Source organism: Altererythrobacter sp. BO-6 (genome assembly GCF_011047315.1).
Taxonomy (GTDB): Bacteria; Pseudomonadota; Alphaproteobacteria; order Sphingomonadales; family Sphingomonadaceae; genus Erythrobacter.
This window is the reverse complement of sequence record NZ_CP049259.1, coordinates 2442393-2468738: the sequence shown is the minus strand read 5'-3', so window position 1 is coordinate 2468738 and position 26346 is coordinate 2442393. Positions and strand designations below refer to the sequence as shown.

General features: G+C 62.7%; 24 protein-coding genes, 1 tRNA gene and 2 pseudogenes. 14 read left to right on the top strand and 13 right to left on the bottom strand.

What is annotated here, in order from left to right:
* The first annotated feature begins 25 nt into the window (after window positions 1-25).
* The 5 genes from mtgA to G6N82_RS12040 all read left to right on the top strand — a co-directional run bounded on the left by mtgA (window position 26) and on the right by G6N82_RS12040 (window position 3648).
* Window positions 26-730, top strand: coding sequence for a monofunctional biosynthetic peptidoglycan transglycosylase (gene mtgA / locus G6N82_RS12060; RefSeq protein WP_206520194.1), 705 nt, complete (start codon window positions 26-28; stop codon window positions 728-730).
* 5 nt (window positions 731-735) lie between these two features.
* Window positions 736-1677 carry a cation diffusion facilitator family transporter gene (locus G6N82_RS12055; protein WP_165196779.1) on the top strand — a complete coding sequence of 314 codons (942 nt, stop codon included), beginning with the start codon at window positions 736-738 and terminating at the stop codon, window positions 1675-1677.
* The gene (locus G6N82_RS12050) at window positions 1677-2246 is read left to right on the top strand and encodes a sigma-70 family RNA polymerase sigma factor (RefSeq protein WP_165196777.1); all 570 of its coding nucleotides are present in this window, start codon (window positions 1677-1679) and stop codon (window positions 2244-2246) included. The genes G6N82_RS12055 and G6N82_RS12050 overlap by 1 nt, the downstream gene beginning before the upstream one ends.
* Complete coding sequence (locus G6N82_RS12045; protein WP_165196775.1) at window positions 2243-2992, top strand: anti-sigma factor; 750 nt, start codon at window positions 2243-2245, stop codon at window positions 2990-2992. The genes G6N82_RS12050 and G6N82_RS12045 overlap by 4 nt, the downstream gene beginning before the upstream one ends.
* 92 nt (window positions 2993-3084) lie before the next feature.
* Window positions 3085-3648 (top strand): fasciclin domain-containing protein, encoded by a 564-nt coding sequence (locus tag G6N82_RS12040; RefSeq protein WP_165196773.1) that lies wholly within the window; start codon window positions 3085-3087, stop codon window positions 3646-3648.
* Between the two features lie 122 nt (window positions 3649-3770).
* On the opposite strand, the gene G6N82_RS12035 is transcribed toward G6N82_RS12040, so the two are convergent.
* The gene (locus tag G6N82_RS12035) at window positions 3771-5738 is read right to left on the bottom strand and encodes a TonB-dependent receptor (protein WP_206520193.1); all 1968 of its coding nucleotides are present in this window, start codon (window positions 5736-5738) and stop codon (window positions 3771-3773) included.
* Window positions 5689-6282: a Plug domain-containing protein gene (locus G6N82_RS14880; RefSeq protein WP_206520191.1), complete on the bottom strand. Its 594-nt coding sequence runs from the start codon at window positions 6280-6282 to the stop codon at window positions 5689-5691. Before G6N82_RS14880 ends, G6N82_RS12035 begins: the two co-directional genes overlap by 50 nt.
* Before the next feature lie 173 nt (window positions 6283-6455).
* Here G6N82_RS14880 and G6N82_RS12030 point away from each other — a divergent pair, with 173 nt between their 5' ends.
* The gene (locus G6N82_RS12030) at window positions 6456-7967 is read left to right on the top strand and encodes a sulfotransferase (protein WP_165196771.1); all 1512 of its coding nucleotides are present in this window, start codon (window positions 6456-6458) and stop codon (window positions 7965-7967) included.
* 15 nt (window positions 7968-7982) lie between these two features.
* On the opposite strand, the gene G6N82_RS12025 is transcribed toward G6N82_RS12030, so the two are convergent.
* The 3 genes from G6N82_RS12025 to G6N82_RS12015 form a co-directional block, all read right to left on the bottom strand.
* A complete protein-coding gene (locus G6N82_RS12025) occupies window positions 7983-8348 on the bottom strand; it encodes a hypothetical protein (protein ID WP_165196769.1) in 366 nt (121 codons plus the stop codon).
* A 2-nt stretch (window positions 8349-8350) separates the two neighbouring features.
* Window positions 8351-9625 (bottom strand): ATP-dependent Clp protease ATP-binding subunit ClpX, encoded by a 1275-nt coding sequence (clpX, locus tag G6N82_RS12020; RefSeq protein ID WP_165196767.1) that lies wholly within the window; start codon window positions 9623-9625, stop codon window positions 8351-8353.
* 172 nt (window positions 9626-9797) lie between these two features.
* A complete protein-coding gene (locus G6N82_RS12015) occupies window positions 9798-10496 on the bottom strand; it encodes an ATP-dependent Clp protease proteolytic subunit (RefSeq protein WP_165196765.1) in 699 nt (232 codons plus the stop codon).
* A 133-nt stretch (window positions 10497-10629) separates the two neighbouring features.
* Between G6N82_RS12015 and G6N82_RS12010 the strand changes: the two genes are divergently transcribed.
* Window positions 10630-12120 carry an amidase gene (locus G6N82_RS12010; protein ID WP_165196763.1) on the top strand — a complete coding sequence of 497 codons (1491 nt, stop codon included), beginning with the start codon at window positions 10630-10632 and terminating at the stop codon, window positions 12118-12120.
* 18 nt (window positions 12121-12138) lie between these two features.
* Here the strand turns inward: G6N82_RS12010 and tig are convergent, their stop codons facing one another.
* Window positions 12139-13674, bottom strand: a complete 1536-nt coding sequence (tig, locus tag G6N82_RS12005; protein WP_165196761.1) for a trigger factor — start codon at window positions 13672-13674, stop codon at window positions 12139-12141.
* A gap of 72 nt (window positions 13675-13746) precedes the next feature.
* A tRNA-Leu gene (locus G6N82_RS12000) sits at window positions 13747-13831 on the bottom strand.
* Between the two features lie 129 nt (window positions 13832-13960).
* Here G6N82_RS12000 and G6N82_RS11995 point away from each other — a divergent pair.
* Genes G6N82_RS11995 through G6N82_RS11985 form a run of 3 tightly spaced genes read left to right on the top strand, consistent with a single transcriptional unit; the run spans window position 13961 to window position 16179 of the window.
* Window positions 13961-14245, top strand: coding sequence for a DUF3297 family protein (locus G6N82_RS11995; protein WP_165196759.1), 285 nt, complete (start codon window positions 13961-13963; stop codon window positions 14243-14245).
* A 51-nt stretch (window positions 14246-14296) separates the two neighbouring features.
* Entirely contained in the window at window positions 14297-15697 is a 1401-nt protein-coding gene (gene der / locus G6N82_RS11990; protein WP_165196757.1) for a ribosome biogenesis GTPase Der, read from the top strand.
* Window positions 15698-15699: 2 nt separating this feature from the next.
* Window positions 15700-16179: a DUF2721 domain-containing protein gene (locus tag G6N82_RS11985; RefSeq protein WP_165196755.1), complete on the top strand. Its 480-nt coding sequence runs from the start codon at window positions 15700-15702 to the stop codon at window positions 16177-16179.
* A gap of 59 nt (window positions 16180-16238) precedes the next feature.
* Here the strand turns inward: G6N82_RS11985 and G6N82_RS11980 are convergent, their stop codons facing one another.
* The 4 genes and pseudogenes from G6N82_RS11980 to G6N82_RS15050 all read right to left on the bottom strand — a co-directional run.
* Window positions 16239-16703, bottom strand: coding sequence for a hypothetical protein (locus tag G6N82_RS11980; RefSeq protein WP_165196753.1), 465 nt, complete (start codon window positions 16701-16703; stop codon window positions 16239-16241).
* A 184-nt stretch (window positions 16704-16887) separates the two neighbouring features.
* Window positions 16888-17367 carry a bacterioferritin gene (gene bfr, locus G6N82_RS11975; RefSeq protein WP_165196751.1) on the bottom strand — a complete coding sequence of 160 codons (480 nt, stop codon included), beginning with the start codon at window positions 17365-17367 and terminating at the stop codon, window positions 16888-16890.
* 135 nt (window positions 17368-17502) lie between these two features.
* Complete coding sequence (locus G6N82_RS11970) at window positions 17503-17691, bottom strand: (2Fe-2S)-binding protein (RefSeq protein WP_165196749.1); 189 nt, start codon at window positions 17689-17691, stop codon at window positions 17503-17505.
* A gap of 172 nt (window positions 17692-17863) precedes the next feature.
* A pseudogene (locus tag G6N82_RS15050) lies at window positions 17864-18223 on the bottom strand (DUF418 domain-containing protein); the annotation flags it as partial.
* Window positions 18224-19261: 1038 nt separating this feature from the next.
* On the opposite strand from G6N82_RS15050, the gene G6N82_RS11960 reads away from it, so the two are divergent.
* From G6N82_RS11960 to G6N82_RS11950, 3 genes are read left to right on the top strand one after another with little or no spacing between them, the layout of a single operon-like run.
* On the top strand, window positions 19262-19978 hold the full coding sequence (locus tag G6N82_RS11960) for a ParA family protein (protein ID WP_165196747.1): 717 nt from the start codon (window positions 19262-19264) through the stop codon (window positions 19976-19978).
* Between the two features lie 12 nt (window positions 19979-19990).
* Window positions 19991-20428, top strand: a complete 438-nt coding sequence (locus G6N82_RS11955) for a hypothetical protein (RefSeq protein WP_165196745.1) — start codon at window positions 19991-19993, stop codon at window positions 20426-20428.
* A 31-nt stretch (window positions 20429-20459) separates the two neighbouring features.
* The gene (locus G6N82_RS11950; protein ID WP_165196743.1) at window positions 20460-21812 is read left to right on the top strand and encodes an SPOR domain-containing protein; all 1353 of its coding nucleotides are present in this window, start codon (window positions 20460-20462) and stop codon (window positions 21810-21812) included.
* A 63-nt stretch (window positions 21813-21875) separates the two neighbouring features.
* On the opposite strand, the gene G6N82_RS11945 is transcribed toward G6N82_RS11950, so the two are convergent.
* Entirely contained in the window at window positions 21876-23105 is a 1230-nt protein-coding gene (locus G6N82_RS11945) for a dihydroorotase (RefSeq protein WP_165196741.1), read from the bottom strand.
* Window positions 23102-24098, bottom strand: a pseudogene (locus G6N82_RS11940) (aspartate carbamoyltransferase catalytic subunit). Before G6N82_RS11940 ends, G6N82_RS11945 begins: the two are co-directional and overlap by 4 nt.
* Before the next feature lie 363 nt (window positions 24099-24461).
* Between G6N82_RS11940 and sppA the strand changes: the two are divergent.
* Complete coding sequence (gene sppA / locus G6N82_RS11935; RefSeq protein WP_165196739.1) at window positions 24462-26342, top strand: signal peptide peptidase SppA; 1881 nt, start codon at window positions 24462-24464, stop codon at window positions 26340-26342.
* Window positions 26343-26346: the final 4 nt, after the last annotated feature.

The following is a 26346-nucleotide window of genomic DNA, read 5'->3' as shown; positions in this document are numbered from 1 at the left end:
CCGCGCCGCCATTAAGCGCAAGCCCATGGCCGCTGCCGCACGCAATATCCCGCGCACACTCGCCCGCTGGCTGGGCAAGGCAATCCTGTGGTTCATCGGCCTGAGCCTGGCGCTGGTCCTGATCTACAAATGGGTACCGGTGCCGATCACCGCCACGATGATTCTGGACGGCAAGGTGTGGGAAAACGGCCTGACCAAGGATTGGGAATCGCTCGACAATATCGATCGCAACCTCGTGTCAGCCGTGATCGCCGCCGAAGACGGCAAGTTCTGTAGCCATAACGGCTTTGATGCCGAAGCAATTGCCAAGGCGGCCGCGCGCAACGCCCAGGGCGGGCGCATCCGGGGAGGCTCCACCATCACCCAGCAGACCGCCAAGAATGTGTTCCTGTGGCAGGGCGGCGGCTATTTCCGCAAAGGTCTGGAGGCGTGGTTCGCGTTCCTGATCGAGCAGGTCTGGGGCAAGCGCCGGATCATGGAAGTCTATCTCAACGTCGCGGAAACCGGCATTGCCACTTACGGCGCGGAAGCGGGCGCGCAGCGCTATTTCGGGCATTCCGCGGCGCGCCTGACCCGCACTGAAGCCGCGCGCATGGCCGCCGCCCTGCCGCTGCCCAAGCAGCGCCCGGTCGTCAATCCGAGCGGTTTCACAAGGCGTTACGGCAACATGATCGCCGCCCGTATGGGTGTGGTGAGGCGTGACGGGCTCGATTCCTGCGTCTATGAGTGACCGCAATGGGAGCGGGTCACGCACATAGCCACCGCGCCGGACACGGCCACAGCCATGATCACCATCATGCGCATCACCATGCACCGGCCGATTTCGGGCGCGCGTTCCTGGTCGGTGTGGTGCTCAACAGCGTCTTTGTTGTGGTCGAGGCGACCTATGGCTTCCTGTCCGGGTCGATGGCGCTGGTGGCCGATGCCGGGCATAATCTGTCCGACGTGCTGGCGCTGCTGCTGGCATGGGCGGCCAGCATTGCCGCGCAGAAGCCCGCATCGCCGCGCTTCACCTATGGCTTCAAGAGCTCGACCATCCTGGCCGCGCTGGCCAATGCCATGCTGCTTGCGATTGCGATCGGGGCGATCCTGTTCGAAACGATCAACCGGCTGATCGATCCCGCGCCGGTGCAGGGCATGACGATGGTAGTGGTCGCGGGTATCGGGATCGCCATCAATACCGCCACCGCGCTGATGTTCCTGCGCGGCCGAAAGCATGACCTCAATATTCGCGGCGCCTTCCTGCACATGGCCGCCGATGCGCTGGTTTCTGTGGGCGTGGTGGTGGCAGGCGTCGCGATCCTGCTGACCGGCCAGTTGTGGATCGACCCGGTTACCAGCCTGCTGATCGTGGTGGTGATCGCATGGGGCACATGGGGGCTGGCGAAAGACAGCATCAAGCTGGGGCTCCACGCCGTACCTGATGGGATCGACGAGGCGGCGGTGCGCGCGCAACTGCTTGGCCAGGCAGGCGTCGAAGCAGTGCACGATCTACATATCTGGCCGATGTCGACCACGGAGACGGCACTTACCGCACATCTGGTAATGCCTGCCGGGCATCCGGGCGACGCCTTCCTGCGCGAGGTCGCGCATGGCCTCGAGCACAATCACGGCATCCGCCATGTCACGCTGCAGGTAGAAACCACGCGTGACTGCGCCGCACCGGGGTGCTGCTGATGACTGACGCCGCCAGCGAAGCGCGCGAGCAGCTGAAGTCCGCCATGGCGCGGCTGGCTGCGGGCGAGCGCGACGCGCTGGAACAGGTTTACCGGATGACCCGAGTGAAGCTATTCGGGATCTGCTACCGTATCTTGGGCGACAGGAAGGAAGCCGAGGACGCATTGCAGGACGTCTACGTCAATCTGTGGCAGCGGGCCGACCGCTATGACCCGCAGCGGGCCAGCCCGATCAGCTGGCTCGCCACCTTCGCGCGCAATCGGGCAGTTGATCGCCTGCGCAGCGGCAAGGTGCGGCAAGGCGCAGTGGAATTGGACGAGGCTTTTGGCCTGGCTGATACGGCTCCGTTGGCTGACAGCCTGCTGATCGATGCCGAACGACAGGCCCGCGTCCACACCTGCCTTGATAGGCTCGAGACGAACCAGCGCGGCAATATCCGCGCGGCTTACTTCGGCGGGCAGACCTACGCCGAACTGGCGGAGGCGCAAGGCGTGCCGCTGGGCACGATGAAGAGCTGGATCCGGCGCGGGCTGGCAAAACTCAAGATATGCCTGGAGGCGGGCGAATGACGCAGGATCCACGCCTCGACGAATTGAGCGGCGACGAGCTGCTGGCGGCCGAATTTGCGCTTGGCCTGCTCGAAGGCGAGGAGTTGCTCGCTGCGCGCGGCCGGCTGGCGCGCGATCCCGAATTCGCAGCGAAGGTGGCGGTTTGGGAAGGCCGGCTGGCGCCGCTGCTGGACGAAGTTGCAGGCGCGGAACCTTCGGCAGATGTGTGGCGGCGGATCAATGCGGAGATAGAGGCTCGCGATATCGCACCGCAGGGCAGCAATGTGGTTGAACTAAGCCGCCAGCTGACGCGCTGGAAATGGGCCGCCGGAATTTCTTCCGCCGCCGCCGCCGTAGCGCTGGCATGGCTGGCTTTCACACCGTCCACCACTGCACCCGGCCCTGCGCCAGCCGCGCAGCTGGCATCCGCTCCGCTGGTCGCCTCGATCCCCATCGCCGACACGCCGTTGCGGCTGGGCGTGACCTACCTCCCAGGCTCGCAAGAGATGCTGGTCTCGGCCAGCGGGCTCAGCGCTGATGGCGTGCACGATCACGAGCTGTGGCTGGTGCCCGGCGACGGCAGTGCGCTCCAATCGCTGGGGGTGGTTGTACCGGGCGAAGAACGCCGGGTTGCCCTGCCCGCCGAAGTGACCCGCAATATGGCCGACGGGGCCCAGCTGCTGCTGACCCGCGAGCCGCTGGGCGGGAAGCCGCCCGATCGCGATGCCGGCCCGGTCGTGGCCGAGGGCAATTTGCGCCTGATCTGAAATAATTTTCCGTGCCGGTGCATCCGCGGGCAGACCGATGCCGTAACTCCTTGTGCAAGCAGGACGGGGCTTGGCACCAAAGGAGATTATTGATGCGTAGTTCAAACAAGCTCAAAGCCGCCGCCTTCGCCGCGATTGCGGCCACCACCGCGCTGGCTGCCACCACCGCTTTCCCGGTCGCGGCCCACAATCACAAGGCCGCCAAGGCGCAGCCGAATATCGTGTCGGCCGCGCAAGGAACCGGCGTCCACAACACGCTGGTGGCCGCGGTGCAGGCTGCAGGCCTGGTAGAAACCTTGTCGGGCCCTGGACCTTTCACGGTTTTCGCGCCGACCGATGCCGCCTTTGGCAAACTGCCGGCTGGCACGGTCGAGACGCTGGTAAAGCCTGAAAACAAGGCCACGCTTACAAAGATCCTTACCTATCACGCGGTACCGGGGAATGTGACCGCTTCAGACGTGATCGGGCTGATCAACGCGGGCGGCGGCATGGCGAAAATCGATACGATTGCCGGCCAGCAACTGACCGCACGGCTGGTCAACGGCAAGGTCGTGATCACCGATGCCAAGGGCGGGAAGTCGACCGTAACGCAAACCGACGTCAAGGTTTCCAATGGCGTGATCCATGTAACCGACGGCGTGTTCCTGCCGGCTTAAGCCGTCGATCACTCCTGCGCTGCTGCTGCGGCTTCCCCCCTCACCCGCGCAGCGGCGCAAACAAAACCCCGCCCGGCTTCCTCCAGCCGGGCGGGGTTTCCTTTTCCCGAATGCGGCGAAGCTTATCCGCCGAAGTTGAACTTCATACGCAGGCCGATCTGGCGCGGCGGCAGGATGTGGGTCGAGAAGCCACGGGAGTAAACATCCCCGCCGTCAAAATCGCTCACGATCTGGCTGACCAGCTCGGTACCGATCGCGCCCGTTTCCGCAAACTTGTCAAACACATTGTCGACAAACAGCGTCGCAGACCACCGCTCTGCCTCATAGGTCACCGCCGCATTGGCAATGCCATAACTGGCAAGCGTGAGCCCGTTACCGCGGCCGCCGGCACGAGTGAGTACGTTGCCCTGATAGGAATAGCTGGCGTTGAACACCACGCTATCGCCATTCGCCAGCGGATAGTCATAGGCGCCAAAGATCGAGAACTGGGTCTTGGGCGAGCCGGGCAGGCGGTCCCCATCCTCACCGTCTTCGAAATCCGAAGCAAATCCCGGAGGGGTGATGGTGCGGATAAGGTCCGGCGTAAGCGTGGTCAGCTGCGAATCGACGTAGCTGAAATTGCCGCGAATTTGCAGCCGGTCGCTCGCCCGCCAATTGGCTGAAAATTCAACCCCTTTGGATTCGGCACCGCCGCCATTCACCGTGATCGGGATGTTGGCGTTGACCGTGGACGAACCCAGCTGCGGATCAATCCAGTCGATGTAATACAAAGCGCCGTTGAACGTCAGGTCACCTTCCAGCAATGTCGACTTGAAGCCGATTTCATAGTTGCGGGTCTGGTCAGGCGTATATTGGCGCTCGTCGCGGATCGAGATATCGCCCGGGTTCGGGCCAAACTGCTGGCCCGGTGCCAGGGCACAGGCGCCCTGCGTAGCGTTCGGATCATAGGCGTCGCATTCGCCAACGCCGTTTACCCCGCCGATACGGTAACCTTCGCTGACCGTGGCATAAAGCAGCAAGTCGTCGGACGCTTCCCATGACAGGTTGAACTTGTAGAGGAAGCCGTTGTCCGACTGGGCAAGGGCTGGATCAAACGGATTCTGCTCAATCTCGTTCAGGGTCTGCGGCGCATAGCTGAGCGGTTCAAAAAGCGGGAAATCCACCGAGGACGCGGCCTTCAGGCTATAATCGTAATAGCGCCCGCCAACCGTCAGTGTCAGCTGGTCGAAGAACTTGTAGCTGACCTCACCAAATGCAGCCAGTTCGACCAGGCGCTCGCGATCGGTCGAGAAATATTCCAACGCATCCGGCCGATCGGTCAGACCGAAGTCCAGCGCGGGCTGGTTCACGTAAGGAACATAGTTCGGCACGAACTCGGACGAAGATGCAGCCAGGTCGAACCGGTTGTAATACCCCCCGACGATCCAGTTGAACGGCCCGTCATTCTTGGAAACAAGGCGCAGTTCCTGGTTGATCCGTTCTTCCCGGCCCACTTCGCGCGTGAAGGCGGTGAAAGCAGGGAACAGTTCATAGCTGTATTCGAGCGTGATCAGCAACGTCGTTTGATCGCGCTGGCCATCGTCCTTGAAGGTGCTCCAGCCGGTGGCTGAAGTCAATTCGGCAAAGCCGAGATCTGCGACCATTTCCAGCGCGATCAGATCGTTGGTGATCTTGTTCGGTTCACGCACGCGGAACGCGTTTTCATAGCGGCCGACGCTGGGCGTGCCATCAAGCAGACCCGGCACGATATCGCGATAGTGCGACACGCGGCGCCCTTCGATATCGGCTTCCTGATAGTAATAGGTCAGCGTGGCGTCGAACCAGGGAGCAGGCTCCCACCGGGCGGCGATGCGGCCGGAAATCGTTTCTTCGCCGTCGGCGTCCTTGACCCGGTTCAGGCCTTCAGCGGTGTCAGGATTGGTCACGCCGATCTGGTCAACGACATTGACGTAATCGATGAAGCCCGAATCGTTCGACCAGTCGAGCGAGCCGCGGATCGCGAAGGTATCGGAGATGCCGAAGTTGATCGTGGTGCCGACCTCATGGCTGAGGCTTGAGGCCTTCGAGTACTTCGAACCTTCCGCGCGCACCTGGACGCTCGTTTCGCCGAACTGGGGCTTGCGAGGGATGTAGCGAATGGCGCCGCCAAGCGTGCCTGCGCCGTACAGCGTCCCCCTGCGGGCCAAGCAGCACTTCGACCCGCTCAAGGTCATTCAGCTTGAGGTCCACGAACACCGGAATTTCGCCAAGATAGGTGGCAACCGTACCGCCGCCGTTGTTGTTGCCGTCACCCGATCCGATTGCGTCGACGTTCAGGCCGCGCACGATGATCGGGTTGCCCTGGCGTCCGCCGCGGTCGACGATATTGATCCCGGGAACGAAAGGCAGAAGGTCAGACAGCTCGGTCAGGCCCTGCTCTTCAATCTGCTCAGAGCCGACAGCCGCAATGTTGAGCGGGATATCCTGCACCGATTCAGCGCGGCGCGTGGCGGTCACGATAATGACATTGTCATCGGAGGCGTCGCTTGCACCAGCATTCGACTGCGCAAAAGCAGGGGCTGCCTGTGCGGCGGCGATGATCGTGCTGCCAAGCAGCATGGCACGCAAAGTTGGGTTTGTTTGAGTGAGTTTCATGGATTACGATCCCTCAGCAATATTTTATCAGGATTCAGCCCCGATGTTGCAACGCAACATAGGCATTTGGTGACAAGCGCGTTACGCCTTGTCAACCAGAGGACCGGAGACAATCGATAGTTTCGCTCGAAACCCTGCTAGATGATGCTCGAAAACAACTGTTTTCGGGCCAGATGCGCGAGGCGCACGCGGCGGCGCAGCAGGCCCTGCGGGTCAATCCGCAGGCGCATGAGGCAGTGCTGGTGATGGCGGCGATCGCCATCGAGCATGGCAATGCACCGGGCGCAGTCAAGCTATGCCATTTGCTCCGCGATACAGGGCATGACAGCTGCTGGCTTGCGGTACTGGAGGCGCGGGTCGCACTGCTCATGCAGGATCAGGAGCGGGCCCGCGAACGGGCGATCGCTGCGCTGCAAATCGGAACCGACGATCCGCAGATCGCCAACCAGCTGGGCGTGGTGCTCTCGCGCGGCGGCTGGCACGAACAGGCTGTGGCCCCGTTCGAAACGGCCGCGGCGGGCGAACCAGCCAACCCGGACATGCGTTACAACCTTGCGGTGGCGCTGCAGTTCTCAGGCGACCTGACGCGGGCAGAACAGCAATTCCGGACGCTGATCGAACTGAAGCCTGACCACGCCAAGGGCTGGCTGGCGCTTGCCCAACTGGCAAAGCAGCCTGACGAAGACTGGCAGGACCGTCTTGAAGCATTGTTTCAGCAAGAGCGCGATCCCGATGCCCGGCTGACGGTCGGCCATGCTCTTGCCCGCCTGGGTGAAGACAAGGAAGAGTGGGATGCGTCGCTTGCCTGGCTCGACCGCGCCAAGCAGGCGAAACGCGCTGCCGTCCGCCATGATCGCTCATCCGCCGAGGCTATCGCCGATGCCGCGATCACTTCGGCACGGGAGGCTTTGATCGCACCTAAGCCGGAAGGTGACGAGCGGCCGCTGTTCATCGTCGGCATGCCGCGCAGCGGGACGACGCTGGTCGAACGCATACTGTCGTCGCATCCAAAGGTACGGTCGCTCGGCGAATTGTCCGACTTCGCGATCCTTTTGAAGCAGCACCTGCGCACCCCCGGCCCGCTGGTGCTGGAAGCTGCGCTGATCGATGCCGCAACCGACGCCGACATCGGCGCGGTTGGCCGCGCTTATCTGGAACGGGCCGCCGCCCTCGGCGGCGATGCGCCGCGCTTTATCGACAAGATGCCGTTCAACGCATTCTTTGTGCCGGCGATCCTGCGTGCGCTGCGGGGGGCGCGGGTGATCTGCTTGCGCCGGTCCCCGTTCGATGTGCTGTTCGCCAATTACCGCCAGCTGTTCGCGACAGGATTCAGCTATTACAGCTATGCCTATGATTTCGGCGACACGGCGCATTTCGTGGCGCAGTTCGAGCGTATGGCCGATGCCTATGCGCAAACTCTGCCAACCGGGCGCTTCCTGCCGATCCGCTATGAAGACGTGATTGCCGACCAGCGCGGACAGACCGAGCGGCTGCTGCAATTCTGCGGATTGGAATGGGACGATGCCTGCATGCGCTTCCACGAAAATGCCCAGCCGGTGGCGACTGCCAGCTCAGTACAGGTGCGCTCGCCAATCTATACCAGCAGCCTCGAGAAGTGGCGGCGGTACGATGAAGGTTCGCAGCGCGCGATCACCGAATTGGGCAAATACGGCATTACGCCTTGATCGTTTGCTGAAAGCTCAGGTGTCGCCCCTTTGCGCCTGTGCCCAGCGTGCCAGGAGCCAGAGGACCAGACCCTGAGCGGCAAGAAACACGAGGCATACCAGAACCATTCCGACCGATGGATCGCCGTTTTGCAGTTCCGCAGGCACGAGATGAAACAGGGTGCCGTACCCAGCGATCAACAGCGAAAAGAGCACTGGCAGCAGCCAGGCCATCTGACGTCGCGGATCAAGCCGGGTGGCGCGCCCTTTGAAATCGTAATGACCGGGAATACGGTCGAAGCAGGAATACCGCCGGTTCGTCCACCAGCCTGACCAAATCAGGGCCACGATCGAAAGCGCGGCAAATACCATGGCGCCAAGGCCTAAGCCCTGGCCTTCCATAGTCAGGCCGCCTCGTCCTTCTTGCCCTTCTTGGCGTCGCCGGAGAGCACGCGGACCGGATCCTTGCGGCCTTCGACCACATCCTTGTCGATCACGATCTCGGTTACACCGTCCATGTCGGGCAGGTCGAACATCGTGTCGAGCAACAAGCCCTCAACGATCGAACGCAGGCCGCGTGCGCCGGTCTTGCGCAGTATCGCGCGCTCCGCAATCGCCCGCAGTGCTTCGTCGGTGAACGTCAGCTCGACGTCCTCAAGCTCGAACAGCTTGCGGTACTGCTTGACCAGTGCGTTCTTCGGCTCCTGCAGGATCGTGACCAGCGCATCGACATCAAGGTCATGCAGCGTGGCGATCACCGGCAGGCGGCCGACGAATTCGGGAATCAGGCCGAACTTCAGCAGATCTTCCGGCTCGCTCTTTTCCAGCAGCTCGCCGATGCGGCGCTTGTCCGGATCGGCGACGTTGGCACCGAAGCCGATCGAACGCTTCTGCAAGCGGTCGGCAATGATCTTGTCGAGGCCGGCAAAGGCACCGCCGCAGATGAACAGGATGTTGGTGGTGTCGACCTGCAGGAATTCCTGCTGCGGATGCTTGCGGCCACCCTGCGGCGGGACGGAGGCGGTGGTACCTTCCATCAGCTTCAAGAGCGCCTGCTGCACACCCTCGCCCGAAACGTCGCGCGTGATCGAGGGGTTTTCCGCCTTGCGGGTGATCTTGTCGATCTCGTCAATGTAGACGATGCCCTGCTGCGCCTTCTCGACATTGTAGTCGGACGCCTGCAGCAGCTTCAAAATGATGTTTTCAACGTCTTCACCGACATAACCCGCTTCAGTCAGCGTGGTTGCGTCGGCCATGGTGAAGGGCACATCGAATGTGCGTGCCAGCGTTTGCGCCAGCAGCGTCTTGCCCGAGCCGGTCGGGCCGACCAGCAGGATGTTCGACTTGGCAAGCTCGACATCGTTGCCCTTGCCGCTGTGCTTCAGCCGCTTGTAATGGTTGTGCACCGCAACCGAGAGCACGCGCTTGGCACGGTCCTGCCCGATCACATAATCGTTGAGCGTTTCGAAAATGTCCTTGGGCGTGGGGACTTCGCCTTCCTTGCGGCCGGCGATCCCTGCCTTGGTTTCCTCGCGGATGATGTCGTTGCACAGCTCGACGCACTCATCGCAGATGAACACGGTAGGCCCGGCAATCAGCTTGCGCACTTCGTGCTGCGATTTGCCGCAGAAGCTGCAATACAGGGTGCTCTTGCTGTCAGTTCCGCTCAATTTGGTCATTTCCTAAACTTCCCAAATCCCCAAATCATGGGGATTCGGCGACTGTATAGCCGCATAATCCTGAATCAACCTATAGCGCGCGCTTTTCGCAAACCGGCCTGGCGATTCCGCTGAATATCGCGGTTTACGTGCCCTTAATGTCCCGCCAAGGGGCGAAAACCCGCGCAAATCCTTACTCGGGCGCGCCGCCCGAGCCGCTCTCGTCACCGGTTTCTTCCGATTCCGGGCGGGACTCGAAGACCTTGTCGATCAGGCCGAATTTCAGCGCTTCCTCAGCTTCAAGGAAGGTATCACGGTCCATCGCATTCTCGATATCGGTCAGGCTCTTGCCGGTATATTTGACATAGAGATCGTTCATCCGCTTGCGGATGCGCAGGATTTCGCGCGCCTGGATCTCGATATCGGAGGCCATGCCGCGCGCCCCGCCCGAAGGCTGGTGGACCATGATCCGCGCATTGGGCAGCGCGATCCGCATGCCTGGCTCGCCCGCTGCCAGCAGGAAGCTGCCCATCGAGGCAGCCTGGCCGACGCATACGGTCGACACGCGCGGCTTGATGTATTGCATGGTGTCATGGATCGCCATGCCGGCGGTCACCACGCCGCCCGGCGAATTGATGTACATGCTGATCGGCTTCGACGGGTTTTCGCTCTCGAGGAACAACAACTGGGCGACGATCAGCGACGCCATATTGTCCTCAACCTGGCCAGTGACGAACACGATCCGTTCGCGCAGCAGGCGGCTGAAGATATCGAAGCTGCGCTCGCCGCGGCTGGTCTGCTCGACCACCACCGGCACCAGCGCGCCGGTTACCGGGTCACGGGTGAACTGGCCCTGGCTGGCGTAACCGTCGGTGCCGAACAGATCGATCATGAAATCTTCCTTGTGCTTTGCGTTGAGCGCCTATTTCGGACGCCACGCCGCGATGTTCAAGGGCATTAACCCTCAGCGTCCGATTTCGATGTGGAAGCTTGCATCCGGACAGGATGATGGCAGTGTGCATTCAATGAGACAAACCTCCCTCGCCGTGCTGGCTTTCTCCTTGCTCGCGTTTCCTGCTCTGGCAGACGATCACCAGGATGCTGCTACCAACGCCGAACAACAGCTCGAGCGAATTGCGTCACTCGATGATGCAGGCCCCATGCTCAATGCGGTGATCGTGTTCGAGCCGGAAGCGCCAAATTACGCCAATGAGGCGAGCGAGGCAGGCATGCCGCTGGACGGGCGGACCGTTCTGGTAAAGGACAATATCGAAACCTTCGAATGGCCCACCACTGCTGGCTCGATAGCGCTGGCGGGCAACGGAACTGGGCGCGATGCGCCGCTCATCGCCAATATCCGGGCCAACGGGGGCGTGATCCTGGGCAAGACCAATCTTTCAGAATGGGCCAATATCCGCGACAACAATTCGACCAGCGGATGGAGCGCGGTGGGCGGCCTGACGCGCAATCCGCATGCCACCGACCGCAATGCCTGCGGATCATCCTCGGGCAGCGGGGCGGCGGTGGCCGCAGGCTTTGCCTGGGCGGCAATCGGCACGGAAACAAACGGCTCGATCACTTGCCCTGCCAGCGTGAACGGGATCGTCGGCTTCAAGCCCACCGTGGGCATGGTCAGCCGCACCCATGTGGTGCCGATCAGCGCGACCCAGGACACGGCCGGGCCGATGACGCAAAGCGTTTACGACGCAGCGCTCCTGCTCAGCGCAATGGCAGGTAGCGATCCGGCCGATCCAGCCACTGCAGATGCGGACAAATATCGCGGTGACTTTACCGAGGGCCTTGCCGATTACTCGCTCAAGGGCGTGCGGATCGGCGTCATGCGAAACCAGATTGGCAGCCGCGCTGGCGTGACCGCGCGGTTCGAACAGGCGCTAAGCGATCTCGAAGCGGCAGGCGCGGTGCTGGTCGATGTGAAATATGACTGGCCAGAGGGTTTCTGGGGCCGATCGCTTACAGTGCTGCTGTTCGAATTGCAGCGCGACATGAACGCCTATCTCGGCACGCTTGCGGACCCTGCCATGCCCGATACGCTCGCCGATCTCGTCACATTCAACCGCGCGCATGCCGCTGAGGAAATGCGATGGTTCGGGCAGGACCTGTTTGAGCAGGCGCTGAAGACGACCGATGCGGCCGCCTATCGAGAAGCGCTGGAAACGAACCTCAAGGCTACGCGCGAAGACGGCATAGACCGGCTGATGGCCGAGCATGACGTACAATTCCTGGTGGCCCCGACCACCGGCCCGGCATGGTCGACCGATCTCGTCAATGGCGACAATTATGGCGGCGGGATCGGCGCGGGTTCACTCCCGGCGATCGCTGGCTATCCGCACCTGACGGTGCCGATGGGCGCGGTCGAGGGGCTGCCCGTCGGCCTCAGCATCTTTGCCGGGAAGTGGCAGGACCACGCGGTGCTGAAAGCTGGCGCCGAATACGAAAGGGCGCGAACAGCCAAGCTGCCCGCGCCCTCGTTCAAGCCGTGGAGCCCGGCGGAATAACCGCCAACCCCTGGCTGATCACTTCTTCGCCGCTGCCTTCTTGGCCGGTGCCTTCTTGGCTGCAGGCTTCTTATCGGCAGCTGGCTTTGCCTCGGCCTTTTTCGGCTCGGCCTTTTTGGCCGGAGCTTTCTTGGCGGCAGGCTTTTCTTCCTTGGAAGCTTCCTTCTTGGGAGCTTCCTTCTTGGCCGGGGCCTTCTTCTTCGGAGCAGGCTTTGCTGGAGCGCTTTCTTCCGCTTCGATCGCAGCTTCCAGCTCTTCCTGCGTCACTTCACGGGTCGTGACTTCGGCCTTGTCGAACAGGAAGTCGACCACCTTGTCTTCGTAGAGCGGCGCGCGCAGCTGGGCGGCTGCCATCGGCTCTTGCCGGACATAGTCGATGAAGCGCTGGCGATCTTCAGGGCGATACTGCTGTGCCGCCTGCTGGATCAGCATGCTCATTTCCTGCGCCGTCACTTCCACGCCATTGGCCTGGCCGATTTCGGAGAGCAACAGACCGAGGCGCACGCGGCGCTCGGCGATGTTGCGGTAATCGTCCTTCTCGGCTTCGATTTCCTTCAGCGCCGCGGCAGGATCATCCTCGCGCGCGGCTTCCTGCTGCAACTGGGACCAGATCTGTTCGAATTCGGCGTTGACCATGCCTTCCGGCACTTCGAAGTCGTGTCCGGCAGCCAGCAGGTCAAGCAGCTGGCGCTTCATCTGCGTGCGGGTGAGCCCGGCGGTCTGCTGTTCCAGCTGCCCGCGGATCAGGCCCTTGAGCTGCTCCAGCCCTTCGAGGCCGAGCGACTTGGCGAATTCCTCGTCCACCTTGGTTTCGGTTTCGATCTTCACCTGCTTCACGGTGATGTCGAATTCGGCTTCCTGCCCCTTGAGGTTTTCAGCCGCGTAATCTGCCGGGAAGGTGACCTTGATGGTCTTGGCATCGCCCGTCTTGGCGCCCACCAGCTGCTCTTCGAAACCGGGGATGAACTGGCCTGAACCGATCACCAGCGGCGTGTCTTCTGCCTTGCCGCCTTCGAATTCCTCGCCATTCAGCTTGCCGACGAAGTCGATGATCAGCTGGTCGCCTTCAGCGGCTTTCTTCGTCTTCGGGGCGTCCTTGTAGCTTTTCTGCTGGCCGGCGATGCCCTGCAGCGCCTCGTCGACGGCTTCGTCGGATACCGGCACTACCAGCTTTTCCAGCTTCAGCCCGTCGGTTGACGGTGCTTCGATGCTGGGCAGCACTTCCAGCTCGACCGAAAGTTCAGCGTCCTTGCCTTCTTCATAGCCGGCGCCAAGATCGATCTTGGGCTGCATCGCGGGGCGCAGCTCCTTGTCCTTCATCAGCTTGTCGACCGATTCGCGGATCACGTCGTTCACGGTCTGCGCATGCAGCTGTTCGCCATGCATCTTCTTGACGAGATTCGCCGGAACCTTGCCCGGGCGGAAGCCGGGCATTTTCACCTGCGGCGCGATCTTCTTGACCTCGGCCTCGATCCGGGCGGCGATATCCTTCGCGCCGATAGTGATCTGGTAGGCGCGCTTGAGGCCCTTGTTTACGGTTTCATTGATCTGCATGGGACTAAAACTGAAGCCTTTTCAACAATTTCGCTATGGTCTTGCGATATCTTGGGCCACGTTCGAGCGAATTGGTGCGGGCGAAGGGACTCGAACCCCCACATCTTACGATACTGGTACCTAAAACCAGCGCGTCTACCAATTCCGCCACGCCCGCTAGCCCGAACGAAGCCGCGCGCACGGCAAGCCGCTACGCGTGTAGGGGAGCGCCATTAGTGTGGCGTGCGCAAAAGGGCAAGCGTAACCGGCTTGTGATCTGCCATTGAGGCGACTAATGCGCCCGCCCATGAGCGAACAGACATCCCAGGACACCCCGCCCGACCGCATGTCGGTCAACCCGCGCAGCGAGTATTTCGATGCCGAAAAGCTGCAACGCGGCGTTGGCATCCGCTTCAAGGACCGCGTGCGCACCGACATCGAGGAATATTGCATTTCCGAAGGCTGGGTGCGCGTGCAGGCCGGCAAGACGATGGACCGCAAGGGCCAGCCGCTAACGATCAAGCTGACCGGCCCCGTCGAAGCCTGGTACGAAGACCTGGGCGAAAATCCGCCGGTCGCGAAGCTGGGCTGATCCTGTGCATGGCTTGCCAAGTGGCAGGTTAAGCGCCACTTGCAGTCACACATGAAACCGCAGGTCATCATCATCGGCCGGCCCAATGTCGGCAAGTCCACGCTGTTCAACCGGCTGGTGGGCAAGAAACTCGCGCTGGTCGATGACCAGCCGGGCGTAACGCGTGACCGGCGCATGGGCGATGCCGAAATCGCCGGCATGCAATTCACCGTGGTCGATACCGCGGGTTGGGAGGACGAGGATCCCGAAACCCTGCCGGGGCGGATGCGCAAGCAGACCGAGGTCAGCCTGGAAGGGGCGGACGCGGCGCTGTTCGTGATCGATGCCCGGGCCGGACTGACCCCGCTCGATGAAGAAATCGCGCGCTGGCTGCGCGAGCAGCAGGTGCCGGTGGTTTTGGTCGCCAACAAGGCCGAAGGGCGCGCCGGCGAGGCGGGCGTGCTGGAAAGCTATTCGCTGGGCCTGGGCGATCCGATTGCGCTGTCGGCCGAGCACGGTGAAGGTGTGGCTGACCTCTTTGGCGCGCTCTGGCCGCTGATCGGCGCCAAGGCTGACGCTGCGGAAGCAGCCGCCGAATTCGCCGCAAGCGAAGAGGGAGACGCCGTTTCCGGCCCGCTCAAGCTCGCCATCGTGGGGCGCCCCAATGCGGGCAAATCGACTCTGATCAACCGCTTGCTAGGCGAAGACCGGCTGCTGACGGGCCCCGAGGCCGGGATCACCCGCGATTCGATTGCGGTCGACTGGCAATGGACCGATCCCAAGACCGGCGAGACACGCGACATCCGCCTGATCGACACCGCGGGCATGCGCAAGAAGCGCAATGTGGTGGAGAAGCTGGAAAAGCTCAGCGTCGCCGACGCGCGCCGCGCGGTCGATTTTGCCGAAGTGGTGGTGCTGCTGCTCGATGCCACCCAGGGCCTCGAGCATCAGGACCTGAAGATTGCCAGCATGGTGCTGGAAGAGGGCCGCGCACTGATGGTGGCAATCAACAAGTGGGACATTGCCGGCACGGTCGGCACCGACGATCCCTCCAAACTGTTCAACGGCATCCGCCACGCGCTTGATGAAGGGCTGGCGCAGGTTCGCGGGCTCCCGCTGTTTGCCGTCAGCGCCAAGACCGGCAAAGGTCTCGACGACATGTTGCGCGCCGCCTTCGAAATCCGCGAAAGCTGGAGCCGGCGTGTACCCACCGCGGCGCTCAACCGCTGGTTCGACGATGCGCTGGAAGCGAACCCGCCGCCCGCGCCCAAGGGCAAAAGGATCAAGCTACGCTATATCACGCAGGTCGGTACGCGTCCGCCGCGCTTCGTGGTGTTCGGGAGCCGGCTCGACATGCTGCCGACCAGCTATGAACGCTATCTCATCAACGGCATCCGCAAGTCGCTCGGTTTCGATGCGGTGCCGGTGCGCGTGACGCTGAAAAGCCCGAAGAACCCGTTCAAGAACGACTGACGATGCTCGACCTGCTCGCCTCCAACGCCAATCTCGCGACCGAACTGCTGGAACGGACCTCCAGCACGCTGCGGGTGCAGGAGATCGTGCGGCTGAGCCTGGCCCCGGTGTTCCTGCTGGCAGCGATCGGCGCGATCATGAATGTCATGATGACGCGGCTGATCTGGGTCGCCGACCGGATCGAACGGCTCGAACATCGGATGGAGCAAGAGCACACGGCGCGCGAAGAGCGCGAGCTCGAGTGGCTGCGCCATCGGCGCAAGCTGGCCCAGCGCGCCGTCATGTTCAGCACCGGCGCCGGTCTGACGATTTGTGTGGTGGTGGCGTTGTTGTTCGTCAGCGCTTTCATCAGGCCGCAGATCGGTACGCTGACGGCCATCGCGTGGATCGGCACGATGATCTTGCTGATCACCGGGCTGCTTTTGTTTGCGCGGGAGACGATCGTCGCCGCGCGCGGTTACCGCGGCAAGGACCAGCCCTGACCCGCATGCGAAAAGGGCGGAGCGTTACGCCCCGCCCTCTTTCAATTTGTCAGGATCGATTAGGGCTTCATGCGCAATTCGCGCAGGACGTAGGTGCCCTTGATCTTCCGGATCTTGTTGTAGAGTTCAAGCACCGTCTTGTTGCTTGAGGCCTGGTTGGCCTTGCCCCAGGCATCCATGAACTTGTCATACTCCGCCTTGTCGGCATCAAGCGAAGCCATGCTTGGATAGGTTATCCGCAGCACCAGGTTCACTTCATTGCTGCCATAAGGGACGACGTAGATGCCATAGGATGACACCTGGCCGATCGATTTGGCCGCTTCATTGGCCCTGACCCAGGTTTGCCGCAAACCTTCAAGATAGGTGTTGAGCTGCCCTTCATCGACCTTGACGTATGTCAGCTCGATCACTTCCTTTTGCGGCGTGTAGTCTTCCCATTCCTGCAATTGTGCAGCGGCAGGTGTCGCAAGTGCCATAGCCGTGGCTGCCACGGCTCCAAGCCCGATCGTCTTGAGTATTCTCATTTCGTACCCCTCGTAGTTCAGGTGACTGCGACCCGAAACTGGATGGTGTACGACCCCTTACGTCTCTGTCCCTTCCGATGGTGAAGCTGGACCCCAATGCCCGCAAAGTCAACAGCTTGCCGCCGCATTGTAAGAATACGACATTCAACCGAATGCTGCAGCGTAGCGCCAGCCCGGCAGGTCCTCAGTCCTCCGCCGGCTTGCTCTGCAGCTGGACGTAATTCTGGAGGCCCATGCGGGCGATCATGTCGAACTGGGTTTCCAGGAAATCGACATGCTCCTCCTCGCTTTCGAGGATGTCGGCAAACAGATCACGGCTAACGTAATCGCGCACTTTCTCGCAATGCTCGATCGCATCGCGCAGCAGCGGGATCGCCTCTTCCTCCATCGCCAGATCGGCCTTGAGGATTTCCTCGACCGTTTCGCCAACCTTGAGTTTGTGGATCGCCTGGAAGTTGGGCAGCCCGCCGAGGAACAGCACCCGCTCAGCCAGTTTGTCGGCATGCTTCATCTCGTCGATCGATTCGTGCCGCTCATATTCGGCCAGCCGCGTCACACCCCAATCCGCCAGCACACGATAGTGCAGCCAATACTGGTTGATCGCGGTCAGCTCATTGGTGAGCGCCTTGTTGAGGAAATCGATGACTGTCGCGTCGCCCTTCACAGCGGGCCTCCTTGTTTGTCTGGGTGGAATTCGCGCGCACTTATGCTGCGTTTTGCCGCAAACGACAAGTCGGGAGAATAAAAAATCTCGGAAATTCCGCTACTTGCGAGCGCTTCGCACTAGCGGGTCAGCGCGTCATGCTGCGACCGGTTTGCAACCCAGCTCACGTTCTTCGAACAGGATCGCGTCAGCTTCCATCAGGCAGGAGCCGCAATTGGGCCTTTTGCCCAGCGCCGCATAGGCCGCCTCGGCATCGCCAGCGGTGTGCCGCGCCACACGGCGGAGGTCGGTTTCGCGGATGGCATTGCAGATGCAGATATACATCGGCGTGGTTCTCCTGCGAGTGATTCGCAGTAGCCAACTTATGCGAACTATTCGCAATAGCAAGTGATATTAGCGTCGCAGCGGGAAAATCCGCCCATAGGTCAGGCAGCGCCACGAGCCATTCGAGCGGGCCGTAGCGAAAGCGCGCCAGCCACGGCTTTGACCAGGTCAGCATGACGATCCAGGCCAGCACAACCACGAGGTAAAGCTGCGGGCGGTTAAGTTCACCGAACAGTCCCAATGCCCAGCCGTGGAACATGAACAGCATGACAATCGAAGTGCCCAGGTAATTGGTGAAAGCGGCTCGCCCTGCTGCACGGACGCGCTCGGCCAGCCATCCGGTCCAGCGCGGCGAGTAAGTCACCATCAGTGCAGCCAGGCCGATTACCATCAGCAACCGGGGCATGGCACTGAATCCGATAAAGGCGGCGAGTGTGCCGTAATAGGTAAAGCCGGCCTGCCTGGCCCATAAGGCGATCGCGAGATGAAGCACCGCTCCAACCAGCAGCCCTGCCCAGCCCAAGGCGATCATGCGATGCCGGGCAATTCCGCTGCCAAAGAAACCGATCCGGTAGAGCGCCATGCCGATCAGCATCAGCGGCAGCGATTCAAGCCCGAACAACAGCACATTTGTCAGCGGATCGAGCGTGTGTTCGGCAAACCGGTGAGCGACGAACCCGCCATAATCCCCACCAGAGATCAGCGCCGCTTCGACGGCATCGTCGGCCATGATTTCCGCTTGCCCCTGCTCCAGCCCCTGGCGCATCTCGGCAAAGGGCTCTTTCTCGCCCATCGGCGTATCCGCGATAAATGGCAGCGGGCCCATCATGGCGGCGTAGGCAATAGCGCCCAGCAGGTAGCTCGACAGTCCTACCAGCAGCTGCGTTTTCGCTTCCCAGCGAAGGCATAACAGCAGGATAAGGCCGCATAGTGCATAATAGGTCAGGATATCGCCGAACCAGATCAGGAAAAAGTGAGCGAGGCCGAACAACAGCAGCCAGAGCAATCGCCGCGCCTGAAGCCAGCGGGTTGCGCCCTGCGCCCAGGCACGCTCCATGAACAGATAGACGCCCGCACCGAAGAGAAGCGTGAACAGGCCGCGCATCTTCCCATCGATCAGAACGAACTGCGCCACCCATAACCAGCCGCCGGGGTCCCCGCTGGGAACCAGGAATGCGTCGGGAAACATATAGGCGCTAGAAGGCTGCCCGAACGCGACGATATTGGCTGCCAGGATGCCCATGACGGCAATACCGCGAATGAAATCCAAGCTGCTGATCCGGTCACTGACACCTACGGGAGAGGTAACGGATCCGCCGATCGCGTCGTTTGAATCGCTCACTATCACCGAATTCCCCTCTGTCGCAGTGTTTTGCCGGAATAACACGCCCGGCCCGGCTCACAAGGTTTGTTCTTTCGAAGGCTCAGAATATCGGCTTGCACTCAGGCGTTTGCCGGGCTCGCCGCAGCAAACCCGTTAACCCAAAATTAGGGGTATCCTGCCATCCCCTGCTGGAAGCCGCTTTTTGTTGCGGCCCCGTGTTTAGGGCTAACCAGGGGGAACCAGGCCTTGCGAGTACTAGCTTTGGCATCGCAGAAGGGCGGATCGGGCAAGACGACCCTGTCCGGCCACCTCGCCGTCCAGGCCCAGCGCGCCGGCGCTGGCCCGGTCGTGCTGATCGATATCGACCCGCAAGGGTCGCTGGCCGATTGGTGGAACGAGCGCGAAGCGGAATATCCCGCCTTTGCCCAGACCACCGTCGCACGGCTGGCGAATGACTTGCAGGTGCTACGCCAGCAGGGCTTCAAGCTGGCAGTGATCGATACGCCGCCGGCGATCACCATGGCGATCCAGTCCGTGATTTCGGTCGCCGAACTGATCGTCGTCCCGACCCGCCCCAGCCCGCATGACCTGCGCGCCGTGGGCGCCACGGTTGACCTGTGCGAACGCGCCGGCAAGCCGCTGGTGTTTGTCGTCAATGCGGCAACCCCCAAGGCCAAGATCACTTCGGAAGCCGCCGTCGCACTTTCGCAGCATGGCACCGTCGCGCCGATCACGCTCCACCACCGCACCGATTTTGCCGCATCGATGATCGATGGCCGCACGGTGATGGAAGTCGATCCGGAAGGCCGCAGCGCCGCCGAAGTCACCGCGCTTTGGAAATATATCTCCGACCGTCTCGAAAAGAATTTCCGCCGCACCGTGTTCGCGGCGCCGGGTTCGCAGTCGCAATTGCCAGGTGTGCATCGTCCGGCCGGTGGTTTCGGCCGCCGCGTTGCCCAGTAAGGAGCGCGCGCCATGTCCGAAGCCAGCTTTGCTTCCCTGAACCCAACGCTGCTGGCACGCAAAGGTGGTGCCAAGCCGGCGATGCGTCCGCAACTGGCGCCGATCCCCGATGCCTCCCCCGCCCATCTCGAGGACCTGGGCTGGAACGACATGGGGCATGACGAGCACGCCAATGTTGTGCCGATCAACCCGCCGTCGAATGATGAAGTGCTGCCGGTAGCGCTAGCTGCCAAGCCTTCGCGCGCGCCGGCTGTCCGCCGCTCGGCTTTGAAGCGTGGCAAACGCGCCGCTTTCACATTGCGGCTTGATGCCGAACGCCACCTCAAGCTGCGCCTTGCCGCCACCATCACCGGCGACAGCGCGCAGCAAATCGTGACCGACGCGCTCGACCGCGCACTCGCTGAAATCGAAGACCTGGATGCGCTTGTCGCGAAGATGACGCGCAAGTGACCGGAACTGCGTTGACCAAGGGGATCACCCAATGAGCCACACCGCCACCAACAAGCCGAAGATCGCGCTGGCCCTCAGCACCGCGCTCGTCAGCATCGCCCTGTCGGGCTGCGCCAATTCGGTTGCGCCGCCCGCAAGCGCTTCCATGGCGAAAGCACAGGTCGCGCTGGAGAAGGGCCATGCCAGCAAGGCTGTGGCGCATGCCGAGAATGCTGTGCTGGCCGATCCGCGCAATCCCCAGACCCGCGCATTATTGGGCGCTGCCTATCTCGAGGCTGGCCGCTTCCAGGCCGCAGCCACCAGCTTTTCCGACGCCATCCAGCTGGGTGACGAAGATCCGCGTACGGTGCTGAGTTATGCGCTGGCGCAAATCGCGCTGGGTAACCAGCAGGAAGCGCTGGCCTCGCTTAACCAGGCCGAACGCGATCTCGACCCGGCCGATTACGGCCTGGCGCTGGCCCTTGCCGGCAACGCCGATCGCGGCGTGATGGTGCTGGCCGATGCGTTGCGCAACGGCGAATCGACCGCCAAGCTGCGCCAGAACCTCGCCTATGCCTATGCGCTGCAAGGCAATTGGCGTGCAGCACGCATTATGGCCGCTGAAGACGTTCCGGCTGACATGGTTTCCGATCGGATCGCCGAATGGGCTGCGCAGGCCGCGCCCGAGCAGTTCCAGACCCGCGTTGCCAGCCTGTTGCAGGTGCAGCCGGTGTTTGATAGCGGCCAGCCAGCACAACTCGCGCTGAACAATTTCCCCAGCAATGGCCAGATGGTGGCCGATGCGGCAGCGGATATTGAAGCGCCTGCCTATGCGGGCGGTGAACTGCCGCAGCTGGCCTACGACGAACCGGCCGAAGCACCTGCGCCGGCACCCGCCCCGGTTCCCGCACCTGCACCCAAGCAGAGCGTGGCAGTGGCTTTCGCCCCCGAAAGCGCTGCAGCAAAGCCCGCCCCGGCAGTTGCCGCCAAGGGACCGGTGGTCCAGTCGCTTCCGGCCGATTACAAAGCAACAAGCGCCAAGCCAGCCCCGGCTTCGCGCCTCGCGGCCAGCTCGTCGCAGCGCCGCATGGCAGCGACCGCCGATAGCTCGAGCGGCACGCATCTGGTGCAGCTGGGCAGCTTTGCCAGCCGTGCTGGTGCCGAGCGCGCCTGGAGCATCTACCAGACCCGCTATCCGCAGCTCAAAGGCCGCGACGTCGTGATCACTGAAGCCGTGGTCCGCGGCAAAACCTACTTCCGCGTCGCTGCCGCCGGTTTCGGCGCGCGCAGCGCCAGCGCCATGTGCGGCACGGTCAAGGCAAGCGGCAAGGGCTGTATCGCCCATGCGCAAAGCCGCCCGCTGCCCGGCGCGGTCGATCGCGGCATTCGGGTCGCTTCACGCTGAAGCTTTCCTCCCAGACTCAGCGAAGACTGCCCCCGGTGCTGCAAAGCCCCGGGGGTTTTCTTTTCAGCCGATCCTGACGCCGCCCTTCCACAAGGCAGTAGCGCGACCTTGCGTGGGCTGCCCGTCGAACGGCGTGTTGCCCGCGCTCGCAGCCATCTTGCCGCTGTCGATGATCCACGGCTTGTCCGGATCGACCAGGGCGATGTCCGCTTCATTGCCCACCGCGATCGCGCCTGCTTCCACACCCAACAAGCGTGCCGGATTGGCCGCCATCAGGTCGAACGCACGCGGCAGGTCGATCACGCCGTCGCGGACCAGCGTCAGCACCATCGCCAGCAGTGTTTCCGCACCCGCCATGCCCGGTTCGGCATCGGCAAAGGGCAAGCGCTTGTCCTCCGGCCCGCGCGGGTCGTGCCCGGAGGCCACGACATCAATGGTGCCATCGGCGATTGCGGCGATCACCGCTTGCCGGTCGGCCTCGCTGCGCAGCGGCGGGGAGAGCCGCGCGAAAGTGCGGAATTCGGCGGTGGCAAGGTCTGACAGCATGAAATGCGCCGGAGTGACCCCGGCGGTCACATTGACCCCGCGCCGCTTGGCGGTGCGCACAAGTTCCAGCGCGGCAGCCGTCGTAACCTGCCGCAAGTGGAGCCAGGCGCCGGTCATTTCGGCCAGCGCGATATCGCGGGCCACGGCGAGTGCTTCCGCCTCCGCCGGCGCGCTTGGCAATCCCAGCCGCGTCGCCATTTCACCGGCAGTTGCTGCCGCATCACCGGCCAGCCCGGCATCCTCGGCATGGCTCACCACCACCAGATCGAGCATCGCCGCATATTGCAGCAGGCGCAGCATGACGCCGCTGTTCGAGATCCAACGCCGACCGGTGGCGACGCCGCGCGCGCCCGCATCCTTCATCAGCCCAATTTCCGCCAGCTCGCTGCCTTCAAGCCCACGGGTCGCAGCGGCCAGCGGATGCACCCACAGATCAGGTTTACCGCTTTTGGCAATGTAGCTGACCCGGCTGGGCAGATCGAGCGGCGGGGACTGGTCCGGCATCAGCGCTGCACGCGTGATCCCGCCGAAATGGAAGGCAGGCTTGTCGATCGCGAAAACACCGAAATCGATCAGGCCCGGCGCGATCAATTGCCCGCGCGCATCGATTTTTTCGTCGCCGGGCTGCGGCGCGACTTCGCCGACCGCATCGATCCGGCCCTCGACCATCCGGACGCCACCCTGTTTGACGCCATTGGGAGCGACGATGCGCCCGTTAGTGATCGTGACGGGAGCGGGCTGCCTCATGACCAGCCCTCCACCTGCCGCGCACTGCGCGTAAGGATATCGAGGCAGGCCATGCGCACTGCCACGCCCATCTCCACCTGGCGGGTGATGATCGAGCGATCGAGCATGTCGGCCACGTCGCTGTCGATTTCGACCCCGCGGTTCATCGGGCCGGGATGCATCACCAGCGCGTCGGGGGCGGCGCGGGTCAGCCGCTCTTTGGTGAGGCCATAAAGATGGTGGTATTCGCGGGGCGAAGGGATGAACTGGCCCTGCATCCGCTCGGTCTGTAGCCGCAGCATCATCACCACATCACTGCCCGCTAATGCCGCGTCGAAATCGTGGAACGGCTCAGCGCCCATTGCTTCGACCCCGGCAGGCATCAGCGCGGGCGGTGCGCACAGCCGCACGCTGGCACCCAGCGCCTGAAGACAGAGCAGGTTGGACCGCGCAACGCGGCTGTGCAGAATGTCGCCGCAGATCGTGACAGTCAGCCCGGTGAAATCCTCAGCCGCCTCCCCCTCTCGCCCGCAACGCATGGCGCAGCGCCAAGGCATCGAGCAGCGCCTGGGTGGGATGTTCGTGCTGCCCGTCGCCCGCGTTGAGCACAGGGCAATCGACCTTGTCCGCAATCAGCTGGGTCGCCCCGCTCGACGCGTGACGGATCACGATCGCATCGGGCCGCATGGCATTAAGCGTGATCGCGGTGTCGATCAGCGTCTCGCCCTTTTTCACGCTCGACTGCGCCGCATGCATGTTGACCACGTCCGCACCCAGCCGCTTGCCCGCGATCTCGAAGCTCAGCAGCGTGCGCGTGCTGTTCTCAAAAAACGCGTTGATGACGGTAAGTCCGGACAGCAGGTCGGCATGTTTCGAATTGCGCCGGTTGAGCTCGATCCACGGTTCGGCCTGATCCAACACATAGAGGATCTCGTGCCGTTCGAGGTGCTCGATCCCCAACAGATCGCGATGCGGAAAGGCCAGCCGGCCGGCGGGATATTCGCGGGCACTCATCGGCTGGCTGGCATCATAGGTCGCCATGAACTGGCGCAGCCGCGTGGCCGTGCTGCCGCGCAAATCGCGCCCGGCCTTCAGTTGCGAAACAAACGGCTTGTCGTTCAGCGCAAGCTCGCCAAAGCGCGTTTCCGACATGCCGTTGCGCAAGCAGAATTGTTCGATTTCGTGGAGCAGTTCTCGCATGAATCGGCGCTCTAGGTTGGATTTAACCAACCGTCCAGAGGCTTTGCGCATTTTTTGCCGCCGAAAGCCGTTGGCAGAAGCCGATCGCGCGTTGAACCAATTGGGTCGCCCGAATTCAGTGGAACTTTGCATATTCGCACCTAGTTTAGTGACAAAGCATCATTGGAAAGACGCATCATGAGTTTTGCAGGCAAGGTTTGGCGGCTGTTGGTCGGGATCAAGGATGGCCTTGTCCTGCTGTTCATGCTGCTATTCTTCGCGCTGCTGTTCGCGGTGCTGTCCGCCCGCCCCAGCCCCGGCTTGGTGCGCGATGGCGCGCTGCTGCTTGAGCTGGACGGCTACATCGTCGAGGAACGGGCCGAGATCGATCCGATCCAGGCGCTGCTCAGCCAGCAAGCGCCCGTCAACGAATTCGAGGCGGGTGAACTGGTTCACGCAATTGACGCGGCTGCCGGTGACGAACGAATCAAGGCGGTGGCGCTCGACCTGTCGCGTTTCATGGGCGGCGGCCAGGTGCACATGCAGGAAGTGGGCGATGCCCTTGCGCGAGTGCGCGATGCCGGCAAGCCGGTGTTGGTATACTCCTACGCCTATGCCGATGACGCCCTTCATCTTGCCGCGCATGCCAGCGAAGTATGGGTCGATCCGATCGGCGGCGCGGTCGTCGCCGGACCGGGCGGGTCATACCTGTTCTTTGGCGACTTGCTGCAGCAATATGGCGTGAATGCGCGCGTGTATAAGGTGGGCACCTTCAAGGCCGCGACCGAACCTTACACCCGCAGCGCGTTCTCCGATGAGGCAAAACAGAACATCGGCGGCACAATGGCGGCGCTGTGGGAGGAATGGCAGGCTAACGTGAAGAAAGCCCGCCCCGCAGCAAAGCTGGACCGCGTCACCAAAGACCCGGTCGGCTGGGTGCAGGCTGCTAATGGCGACCTCGCCAAGGCAGCGCTTGACGCTGGCCTCGTCGACAGACTGGGTGATCGTGTCCAGTGGGGCGAGCGCGTTGCGGAAGTCGCGGGCGAAGACGATTGGAGCGATGCGCCGGGTGCCTTCGCCGCGACCGAGCTCAAGCCTTACTTGGCCGATATCGGCAAGAACACGGACGGCAAGGCAATCGGCATCATCACCGTCGCGGGCGACGTGGTCGATGGCGAAGCTGGCCCCGGCACCGCCGGCGGGGACCGGATCGCGCAGTTGCTCGACGATGCACTGGATGACGATCTCGCCGCGCTGGTCGTGCGGATCGACACGCCGGGTGGCTCGGTCACCGCGTCCGAAGAGATCCGCCGCGCGATCCTGCGCCACAAGGCCAAGAACATCCCGATCGCCATCTCCATGGCCAATGTCGCCGCCAGCGCCGGATACTCGATTGCCGCGACTGGCGATCGCATCTTCGCCCAGCCCGAAACCATCACAGGCTCCATCGGTGTGTTCGCAGTCATCCCGACTTTCGAAGCGACGGCTGCGCGCTTCGGCGTCAATTCGGATGGCATCCGCACCACCCCGCTGTCCGGCCAGCCCGACATCATCGGCGGCTTCACGCCAGAGGTCGATGCGATCCTGCAAGCCTCGGTCGAGAACACCTATGCCAAGTTCATCCAGCAGGTGGCAGACGGACGCAAGATTGCCGCCAGCGACCTCGATCCGATCGCCCAGGGCCGCGTGTGGGACGGCGGAACCGCCCGTCAGCTGGGCCTGGTGGACCAGTTCGGTGGGCTCGACGATGCACTCGCCTGGGCGGCTGAAAAAGCGGGTCTGAAGGACGGCGAATGGCACGCCCGGCGACTGGGTACGGCGCCTTCGGGATATGACTCGCTGATTCGCCAGATCCTGCTCGACAATGCAGAAGACTCAGCGCCTCGGGGCGATCTGTTCGCGCTGATGGCAGGACAGCGCAATGCCAGCCTGGCGCAACTGGCGGGCGATCTGGACCGGCTCACCGGCACACAGGGGGTGCAGGCCTATTGCCTTGAATGCCCGCGTGAAGCGCGTGCGGCACCGTCCGCAGCGCTTTCCGGTTGGCTGGCATTCCTCGGACGGTTTTTCGCGAGCTGACAGG